This is a genomic window from Intrasporangium sp., from assembly GCF_051961875.1.
Classification (GTDB): domain Bacteria; phylum Actinomycetota; class Actinomycetes; order Actinomycetales; family Dermatophilaceae; genus Intrasporangium_A.
This window is the reverse complement of the sequence record NZ_JBQCCV010000292.1, coordinates 1-9369: the sequence shown is the minus strand read 5'-3', so window position 1 is coordinate 9369 and position 9369 is coordinate 1. Positions and strand designations below refer to the sequence as shown.

Annotated in this window: 9 protein-coding genes; 6 read left to right on the top strand and 3 right to left on the bottom strand. The window is 70.5% G+C overall.

The annotated features are described in order from the left end of the window. Positions 1-126: 126 nt before the first annotated feature. Positions 127-540 carry a transferase gene (locus ACTHJJ_RS18315; protein ID WP_440304383.1) on the bottom strand — a complete coding sequence of 138 codons (414 nt, stop codon included), beginning with the start codon at positions 538-540 and terminating at the stop codon, positions 127-129. A gap of 186 nt (positions 541-726) precedes the next feature. Between ACTHJJ_RS18315 and ACTHJJ_RS18310 the strand changes: the two genes are divergently transcribed. Both ACTHJJ_RS18310 and ACTHJJ_RS18305 read left to right on the top strand, forming a co-directional pair. Continuing rightward, positions 727-1101 carry an ArsR/SmtB family transcription factor gene (locus ACTHJJ_RS18310; protein ID WP_440304382.1) on the top strand — a complete coding sequence of 125 codons (375 nt, stop codon included), beginning with the start codon at positions 727-729 and terminating at the stop codon, positions 1099-1101. 95 nt (positions 1102-1196) lie between these two features. After that, on the top strand, positions 1197-2882 hold the full coding sequence (locus ACTHJJ_RS18305) for a SulP family inorganic anion transporter (protein ID WP_440304381.1): 1686 nt from the start codon (positions 1197-1199) through the stop codon (positions 2880-2882). On the opposite strand, the gene ACTHJJ_RS18300 is transcribed toward ACTHJJ_RS18305, so the two are convergent. Next, the gene (locus ACTHJJ_RS18300) at positions 2833-3768 is read right to left on the bottom strand and encodes a hypothetical protein (protein WP_440304380.1); all 936 of its coding nucleotides are present in this window, start codon (positions 3766-3768) and stop codon (positions 2833-2835) included. The two genes, ACTHJJ_RS18305 and ACTHJJ_RS18300, sit on opposite strands and share 50 nt — an antisense overlap. 191 nt (positions 3769-3959) lie before the next feature. On the opposite strand from ACTHJJ_RS18300, the gene ACTHJJ_RS18295 reads away from it, so the two are divergent. After that, positions 3960-5351: a pyridoxal phosphate-dependent decarboxylase family protein gene (locus ACTHJJ_RS18295; protein WP_440304379.1), complete on the top strand. Its 1392-nt coding sequence runs from the start codon at positions 3960-3962 to the stop codon at positions 5349-5351. A 35-nt stretch (positions 5352-5386) separates the two neighbouring features. Here the strand turns inward: ACTHJJ_RS18295 and ACTHJJ_RS18290 are convergent, their stop codons facing one another. Continuing rightward, a complete protein-coding gene (locus tag ACTHJJ_RS18290; RefSeq protein WP_440304378.1) occupies positions 5387-5797 on the bottom strand; it encodes a transferase in 411 nt (136 codons plus the stop codon). Between the two features lie 181 nt (positions 5798-5978). Between ACTHJJ_RS18290 and ACTHJJ_RS18285 the strand changes: the two genes are divergently transcribed. From ACTHJJ_RS18285 to ACTHJJ_RS18275, 3 genes are all read left to right on the top strand, one after another. Continuing rightward, entirely contained in the window at positions 5979-6989 is a 1011-nt protein-coding gene (locus ACTHJJ_RS18285) for an aldo/keto reductase family protein (RefSeq protein ID WP_440304377.1), read from the top strand. Positions 6990-7080: 91 nt separating this feature from the next. Beyond that, a complete protein-coding gene (locus ACTHJJ_RS18280) occupies positions 7081-8538 on the top strand; it encodes an MFS transporter (RefSeq protein WP_440304376.1) in 1458 nt (485 codons plus the stop codon). Positions 8539-8549: 11 nt separating this feature from the next. Then, the gene (locus tag ACTHJJ_RS18275) at positions 8550-8996 is read left to right on the top strand and encodes a GNAT family N-acetyltransferase (protein WP_440304375.1); all 447 of its coding nucleotides are present in this window, start codon (positions 8550-8552) and stop codon (positions 8994-8996) included. Positions 8997-9369 lie beyond the last annotated feature (373 nt).

The following is a 9369-nucleotide window of genomic DNA, read 5'->3' as shown; positions in this document are numbered from 1 at the left end:
CCTTTTTATTGCACACTCTATGTGTAATCGGCCCTTTTGCCGATCTGGGGTCTGGCGCTTGCGGGTGGGGCGCAATAGGGGCGGGTTTTTAAAGCCGCGCCCGCGGTGGGAGGCGGGCGCGGCCGCTCAGGCAGCGGCGAGGCCGGTGCGCCGGTCTTCGCGCACGACGGTGCCGTCGGGAACGATGACGTCACCCTCGATCCGCACGCCGTCATGCACCTGTGCGCCGGCTCCGACCTTCACACGGGGGCCGATCTTCACACCGCGGCCGACCACCGCCTTGCGACCCACATGGGCCGTGCTGCCCACGAGCGTGCCTGCCTGGACCAGTGCATCGCGGTCGATCCAGGCGCCGCTGTGCACGCGCACGTGGGCCTCGACCCTGGCGCCGGGATCGACATAGGCCGACCGGTCGATGTAGGCGGTGGGATGCACGCTGGCCGACTCCTCGACGAGGCCGTCGCCGTTGGCATGGTGGAAGTACCGCAGGACGGTCCCGGTGTCTTCCTCGATCTCCACGTACTTCTTCCGCTTCTGCACGACGTTCCACCTTCTCTCTCACTCAGTTCGCGGCTCGTTGGCCGCGCCTACGAGATGAACGTGTGGACGCCACGCAGGATTCCGCCACATTGGCCGCATTTCGGGTCCGCTGTCCCTACCAGAGGACGGCATCCCGAGCCGACTTTAGGGATTGCTAAAGTGAGCAATCCCAGAGGAAGGTCCCACATGCCGCTGTCCCACGAAACGGCCCCGCTGTATGCCATCAAGGCGGAGCTATTCCGATCGCTGGCCCACCCGGTGCGCATCCGAGTGCTCGAGGTGCTGAGTGCTGCCACCGACCACGCCGCTCCGGTGAGCGAGCTGCTCGAGGCGACCGACGCGGAGGCCTCGGCCCTCTCGCAGCACCTCACCGTCCTGAAGCGTGCCGGCGTCGTCACCTCGACCCGTCACGGCAACTCGGTTGTCTACCGGCTGAGTGAGCCCCTCGTCGCGGAGCTGCTGGTCGTGGCGCGAGCCTTCCTGATGGCGCGCCTCAGCCACTCGTCCGAGCAGCTCGCAGTCGCGGACACGCTGCCGCGCCTGCCGGAGAAGCGTCAGTGAATACCGCGTCCTCAGCGCTGCGAGGCCGGGCCCGGACCGGATGGACACCTCGTGGGCTCCGGCCCCGACGCCGGGACTACGACCTGCGTCCAGCCGTGGTGCGCTCCGACCTGCTCGCCGGGCTCACTGTCGGTGTCGTCGCACTCCCGCTCGCACTCGCGTTCGCCGTCAGCTCCGGCGTGAGCCCGGCCGTCGGGCTGGTCACGGCGGTCGTCGCCGGCATCGTGGCGGCGGTGTTCGGCGGCTCGCACGTCCAGGTCTCCGGGCCGACCGGGGCGATGGCCGTCGTGATCGCGCCCATCGTCGCCACCCACGGGACGGCGGCCGTGCCGGTCGTCGCCCTGATGGCCGGCGCGATCGTCCTCGTCGCCGGGATCGCCCGGCTGGGACGCGTCGTGACGTTGATCCCCTGGCCGGTGGTCGAGGGGTTCACCCTCGGCATCGCGACGATCATCTTCCTCCAGCAGGTGCCCGCCGCCCTCGACACCAGAGAGGCGGTCGGGGGCAGCCCGGTCGTCGCGGCCGCGCGGTCTGTGCTCGACCACGGCGACGCGGCCTGGTGGACAGTCGCCTGCGTGGCCGCCGTCGGCGCCGTCATGCTGCTGCTGCCCCGGCTCGTGCCGAAGGCGCCGGCGTCCCTGCTCGCGGTGATCGTGGTGACGACCGCCGCCGAGCTGCTGAACCTGCCGGTCGCCCGGATCGGGACCCTGCCGAACTCGCTCCCGCTCCCCGCGCTTCCCGACATGAGCCCGGGACTGTTGCGCGCACTGGCCGGTCCAGCCCTCGCCGTGGCCGCCCTCGCCGCAATCGAGTCGCTCCTGTCCGCTCGGGTGGCGGCCTCGTTGCCGCGGCCGACCAGCGTCCTCGACGCGCAAGAGGATCCGGGCGAGGCCCGAATCCATAGATACGAGCCGGACCGTGAGCTCGTGGGGCAGGGTATGGCGTCTCTGGCCAGCGGTCTGTTCGGGGGGCTTCCCGCCACGGGGGCGATCGCCCGGACCGCCGTCAGCGTGCGCGCTGGGGCCCGGACCCGTCTTGCCGCCATCGCGCATGCGCTCGTCATCCTCGGCGTCATCTATCTGGCGACCGGGCCCGTCTCCCGCATCCCGATGGCCGCCCTCGCCGGCGTGCTGATGGTCACGGCAACCCGGATGGTGTCGCTGCACACGCTCCGCCGCGTGCTGCGGTCCACCCGCACCGACGCGGCCGTCCTCGTCGTGACCGCGGTCGTGACGATCGCGGTCGATCTCATCGAGGCGGTGCAGGTCGGCATCGTCGTCGCCGCGTTCTTCGCCCTGCGGTCCGTGGCGAGGGCGACGGTCGTGCACCGGGAGCGGCTACCGGGACCGGCCCAGCCCGGTGACGAGCACATCGCCCTCTACACCCTTGACGGGTCGATGTTCTTCGGGGCGGCCGAGCGCATCGGCTCCGAGATCTCGTCGGACCGGCAGGCGACGGTCGTCGTCCTGCGCCTGTCTCGGCTCCGGGTGGTCGACGCAACCGGTGCTCACGCCCTGATGGAACTCGTCGCCCGGCTCGAGGGCCAAGGTGTCATCGTGCTGATCAAGGGGATCCAGCCGCGCCACCGGACGTTGTTCACGAATGTCGGTGTGCTCGACGAGCTGCGCCACGACGCGCACCTGTTCGACGAGCTGGACCCGGCGCTCGCGCACGCGCGCGAGCACGTCCGTTGGGCTGAGTTCGGAGGAGGGCGGCCTCAGGGCTCGGTGATCAGCCCCGGAGGCCGTGCCACACCCGCTGGTGCCGGGGCAGCGGGATGAGCTTGGGCGCGACGACCGCGGACTTGGCGGCGGACGTGGGCGCCCCAGTGGTCGCCTGCTTGCGGAAGTAGGTGTTGATCGCCGCGGTGCTCGTGAAGCCCGGGCACAGCACGTCGTAGTCGTACTTGCTCGTCCACCACTGCGAGATCACGGTGGGTCCGCCCTGGATCGACGGCGACTTGCAGGCGGCCCGTGCGGTCGCCTGACTGGTCGGACCGCTCGTGTGCCACTCCGGCACGCCGTACCTCACGGTGCCGAGGATGGCCTTCCATTGGTAGCTCGTCGAGTAGATGCCCACCTTGTACCCGGCCTTCTGGTACGCCGCCTTGACGCCCTCGAACACGGCCCGGTTGTATGTGGTGTTCGTGCTCCAGGGCCGGACGGGGTAGTGCTCGACGTCCATCCAGATGATCGGGGTGCTGAGAGCGATCTTGCGCGCGTTCGCCAGGTTGAACTGGCCCTGCGCATACCCGGTGTTGCGCAGCTTCGTCAGCACGTCGCTGCCCTTGTACGGCCCCGACTGGCCGTACTGCTTCAGCTGGGCGCTCGTCGGGTAGGTCGTCATCGAGTACGCGGCGACGTTGAGCTGGTTCTTCCTCGCCCAGTCGACCTGGCTCCTCAGGCAGGGGTTCGGGTAGAACGCGGGGCCGTTCGTCAGGCCGATCATGACGAACTTCGTCGTCTTCGGGTTCGGCAGCGGCTGGCCCTCGGTGGGCCGGCTGGGGATGCCCATCCCCTTCGGGCACTGCGGCCAGGAGATGTCGGCGCCGGCCACGACCGCCGGTGAGATGGCCGCGGCGACGGTCGCGTCGGCGGGTTGCGTTGCGCCGAGCATCAGTGCTGCGGCGATCGCGACAGCCGCGGTGACGGTCGTCAGGGTGGGCACTCTCAGAGCCGTGCGGGTTTGGGCGCTGTTCACGATCGTCCTCGGTGTGGGTCAGGCAGGGTGTGGTCAGGTCAGGAGTTCGGTACCGGGCAGGAGTCAAGCGCCATTCCGCGGCAATGTCAGGCAAATCGGACAAAACGGACGTTTTCGTCCGTCTTGCGGCGACCGCCCGGGCCGGGCAGGGTGCCTCCATGCGCAGCGACCTGTCGACTCTCTTCGGACGGGCGGCCGCAGCGGCCGCGGACTATCGGGACTCGGTGGGGGTGCGGCCGGTACGGCCCGACGCCGATGCCGCCACCGTGGAGAAGGCGCTCGGCGGACCCCTCCAGACCGAGCCGACTGCGGCCGAGGTGGTGCTCGAGGAGCTCGTCTCGGCGGCCACCCCAGGGCTCATGGGTACGGCAGGGCCGCGGTTCTTCGGCTTCGTCATCGGCGGGGCCTCGCCGGCCGCGACAGCCGCCGACCTGCTCGCCACCGGCTGGGACCAGTGTGCCTACAACGAGGTGCTGGCACCGGCCGCCGCTGCGGCGGAACGGGCGGCCGGCAGCTGGCTCAAGCAGCTGCTCGGCCTGCCGGACACGGCGTCGAGCGGCTTCGTCACCGGCGCCCAGGCGGCGAACACCGTGGGGCTCGCGCTCGGGCGCCATGCCGTCCTGCGCGATGCCGGATGGGACGTCGAGCGGGACGGTCTCTTCGGCGCACCGGCGATCCGCATCGTCGCCAGTGAGGAGCGGCACGCCACGATCGACCGCGCGGCTCGGCTGCTGGGTTTCGGCCTCTCCGCCATCGAGCCGGTGCCCGCCGCCGCCAATGGCGCCATCTCGGTCCCGCACCTGAGACGCGTGCTCGCCGAAACCGACCGCCCGACGGTCGTCTGTCTGCAGGCGGGAAACGTCAACACCGGCGCGTGTGACGACCTGGCGGAGGCGATCCCGGTCGCGAAGGAGCACGAGGCGTGGGTCCACGTCGATGGAGCGTTCGGGCTCTGGGCGGCGTCGAGCCCGCGGACGGCCCACCTCGTCGAGGGCGTCGGGCTCGCGGACTCGTGGGGGACCGACGCGCACAAGTGGCTCAACGTCCCGTACGACAGCGGACTGGCCTTCTGCCGCGACCCGGAGCTGCACCGGCTCGTCATGCACTACAGCGCGTCCTACCTGACCGGATCCGGCGCGACCTCGGACTACGTGCTCGGCGACCTCACCCCGGAGTCGTCTCGCAGGGCAAGGGGATTCGCAGTGTGGGCCGCCCTGCGCGAGCTCGGCACCGACGGCGTCGCAGCACTCGTGGACCGGTGCTGCGATCTCGCCCGCCGGATGGCCGAGCGCCTCCGTGAAGGCGGTGCCACGGTCCACAACGAGGTGGTTCTGAACCAGGTGCTGGTGAGCTTCGGCGGCGCCGACGGAACGGCGCACACGGACGAGATCATCGAGCGCGTCCAGCGCGACGGCACCTGCTGGCTCGGCGGGACGACGTGGCGCGGCCGGCGGCTCATCCGGATCTCGGTGTCCAACGCGACCACGACCGAGGCCGACATCGACGTCTCCGCCGAAGCGATCCTGCGCGCCGCGAGCGCGGCCGGCTGAGCGGCATACGAGGGCGCGTGCCCCCGGGGAACCGCTCAGGCGGCGGAACGGCCCTGGCCCTGCGCGCGCCGGCCCGGGCGCGAGGCACGGAGGACGGTGTCGGCCTCGAGCGTCGCGTTCCTCGGGACGCGCATGCCGGCGCCGATCCGGGTGCGTGCACCCACGCGGGCACCACGCCCCACGACGGCCTCTGCGCCGACGTGGGCCGCCGTGCCGACGATGGCGCCGCAACGCACGACCCCGCCGTCCTCGACCCACCCCTCGCTTTCGACGCGGGCGCCCGCCTCGACCCGGGCACCCCGGTCGACGTAGGCGGAGGGGCCGATATAGGCCGTCGGGTCGACGACCGCCGTTACCTCGACGAGGCCGTCACCGTTCGTGTGGTGGAAATAGCGCAGCAGGGTGCCGTCGTTCTCCTCGAACTCCACACACTTGCGCTTGTCCATCGGGGCCACCTTCCATGCGTCGGGAGCAAGAGCGGACGCCGCGCTCACCCGAGGCCCGGATGCGCCGGCGCTGACCGTTCCGTTCCCATCCAGAGTGAGATCGAAACGTCACATTTCGACCATCTTGGGCAGGTGGGGGCCACGTGAAGGGCAGTGCGGACAGCGGCATAACGTGGCCGTCATGGAATACCGATACCTCGGCAACAGCGGACTCAAGATCTCGGAGATCACCTACGGCAACTGGCTGACCCACGGCTCCCAGGTCGAGAACGACGTCGCGGCCCAGTGCGTGCGCGCCGCCCTCGACGCCGGGATCTCGACGTTCGACACGGCAGACGTCTACGCGAACACGGCCGCCGAGACGGTCCTCGGCGAGGCCCTCAAGGACGAGCGACGCGAGAGCCTGGAGATCTTCACGAAGGTCTACTGGCCGACCGGCCCGGGCGGCAAGAACGACACCGGCCTCTCGCGCAAGCACATCATGGAGTCGATCAACGGCTCGCTCCGCCGCCTGAAGACGGACTACGTCGACCTCTACCAGGCGCACCGCTACGACACGGAGACGCCGCTCGAGGAGACCATGCAGGCCTTCGCCGACATCGTCCGGCAGGGCAAGGCCCTCTACATCGGCGTGAGCGAGTGGACCGCCGACCAGATCCGCGAAGGGGTCCGGCTCTCGAGGGAGCTCGGCTTCCAGCTCATCTCGAGCCAGCCGCAGTACTCGATGCTGTGGCGGGTCATCGAGCCGGAGGTTATCCCGACGTGCGAGGAGCTCGGCGTCTCCCAGATCGTCTGGAGCCCCATCGCCCAGGGCGTCCTCACCGGTAAGTACCAGCCGGGGCAGCCACCGCCGGCAGGGTCCCGCGCGACGGACGAGAAGGGCGGCGCCGACTTCGTCAAGCGCTTCCTGCGCGACGACGTCCTCGAGCGCGTGCAGCGGCTGCAGCCGATCGCCGACGACGCCGGGCTCACGATGGCGCAGCTCGCGGTCGCGTGGGTGCTCCAGAACCCGAACGTCGCAGCCGCGCTCGTCGGCGCGTCCCGCCCCGAGCAGGTGAGCGAGAACGTCAAGGCCGCCGGCGTGAAGCTCGACGACCAGGTCATGAAGCGGATCGACGAGGCGCTCGGCGACGTCGTCGTGCGTGACGCCGGCAAGACGGCCGAGCTCGCCCCCCAGGGCCGCGTCGCCTGACGGTCCTAGAACGAAGGCCGTAAGCCGCTCAGCGGGCTGAGCGTTCGCCCGCAGAGCGGCATACATCGTCGTTTGAGTGCACACTGCTGAGGTGGCCGGTGTCGCACTCAGCTCGCGGACCGGGCGCGCCGTCCTCGGGGCGGCCGTGCTCGGGTCAGGGATGGCACTGCTCGACGGCACGGTCGTCAACGTCGCGCTCGTGCGGATCGGTCACGAGCTCGGAGCCAGCCTCCAGGACCTGCAGTGGGTGACCAACGGCTACCTGCTGAGCCTCGCCTCGCTGATCCTGCTCGGCGGCTCGCTCGGGGACCGCTACGGCCGGCGACGCGTCTTCGTCACGGGGGTGGTCGCCTTCGCCCTCGCATCGGCAGCCTGCGGGGTGGCCCAGAACCCCGGGCAGCTCGTCGGCGCCAGGATCGTCCAGGGCATCGGCGGCGCGCTCCTCACCCCCGGCAGCCTCGCCCTCATCCAGGCGTCCTTCGTCGAGAGCGACCGAGCCAAGGCGATCGGAACGTGGTCCGGTGTCAGTGGGGTCGCCTCGGCCGTGGGGCCGTTCGTCGGAGGCTGGCTGATCCAGTTCGCGAGCTGGCGGTGGGTCTTCCTCATCAACGTGCCGCTCGCCGCGGTGACGGTGTGGGTGAGCCGGTGGGTGCCGGACAGCCGCGACGCCCAGGCGACGGGCCGCTTCGATGCTCTCGGCGCAGGACTCGCGACAGCGGCACTCGCGGTGACGACCTATGGCCTCATCGAGGCGCAGGTGCTCGGCGCCCTGTGGGCGGCGTTGCTCGTGTGCGTGGGAGTCGGGCTCGGCGTCGTGTTCGTTCTCGTGGAGCGGCGGGTCCGCACCCCCATGCTGCGGCCCAGCCTCTTCAGGTCGCGCGTCTTCACGGCGGCCAACCTCATGACCTTCCTTGTCTACGCGGCGCTCGGCGCGGTCATGTTCTTCCTTGTGCTGCAACTGCAGATCGTCCTCGGCTACGGGCCGCTCGAGGCGGGGCTCGCCACCCTGCCGGTCACGATCCTCATGCTCCTGCTCGCCGGCAAGGGCGGCGAGCTCGGGACCCGAATCGGGCCCCGGCTCCCCATGACGATCGGGCCTCTGGTGTGCGCCGCGGGCGTCGCGCTCCTCGCCCGAGTGGGGGCCGGGTCGAGCTATTGGACGCACGTGCTGCCCGGTGTCGTCGTCTTCGGCCTCGGGTTGTGCATCCTCGTCGCACCGCTGACTGCCACGGTCCTCGCCGCCGTGCCGAACCGCTTCGCCGGCATCGCGAGCGGCGTCAACAACGCCGTGGCGCGGGCCGGATCTTTGCTCGCCGTCGCGGCCCTGCCCGCCGTCGTGGGCCTCGCGGGCGAGGCCTACCGCCGGCCCGGGGAGTTCACTCACGCCTACACGGCGAGCATGTGGATCAACGTCGGCCTGCTCGTCGCAGGGGGAGCCGTTTCGTGGCTTCTCGTGCGCAACCCGTCGACGTGCGACGACAGTGGATTGCATCGGCAACACCCGCACCCGGACCAGTCCGGCCCGCCGATCCGCGGCGGTGCCGTGTGAGGATGGCGCGCATGTTGCGGACGCGCCCCGATGGCTATGAGGTCGACGACGACCAGAACCGGCTCCAGCTCGAGGTGGTGCACGAGTTCCTCCGCACCACCTATTGGTCGCCGGGCGTGCCGCGCGACGTCGTGGCTCGGGCGCTGGCCGGCTCCCTCGTCGTCGGTCTGTTCGCTCCCGGCGGCGCGCAGGTCGGTATGGCGCGGGCGGTGACCGATCGCGCCACGTTCGCCTGGGTTGCCGACGTCTTCGTCCTGCCCGAGCACCGCGACCGTGGGCTCAGCCGCTTCGTCGTCGAGGCGCTGCTCGAGCACCCGGACCTGTCCGGCCTGCGACGCATCATGCTCGCCACTGCGGACGCGCACGACCTCTACCGGTCCTACGGCTTCACCGACGTTGCCGACCCCCAGCGCTACCTGGAGCGCGCCGTCCCGGCGACAGAGCTCTACCAGGGCTGACAGGGCGTGCAGCTGCCCGAAGCGGTTCGCGGCTGCATCATTTCCGGGCAGTGTCGGTGGTGCTGGTTAGGGTTGAGGTGCGACCCCGCGGTCTGGTGTCGGTCTAGCGAATCTGCTTGGTGGTGAAGCGCATTCGCTGTGGATGAATCTTCCTTCGACAGTTCATATCGGGTAGAATCGAAGAAATCTTCGACACCGGTGTGGAAGGGTTGAGGTTCTGGTCATGGTCCCCGATGCGGCGCTCCTGGAGCAGTTGCGGCAGCAGATGTCGCAGGTGCAGCAGCGGCACGAGCGGGACCGGCAGGGCGCCGCGCGGGCGTTCTGGAAGAGCCTGACCCCGCCGGTCGGCGACAGCCCCGAGCGTGGCCGCCCG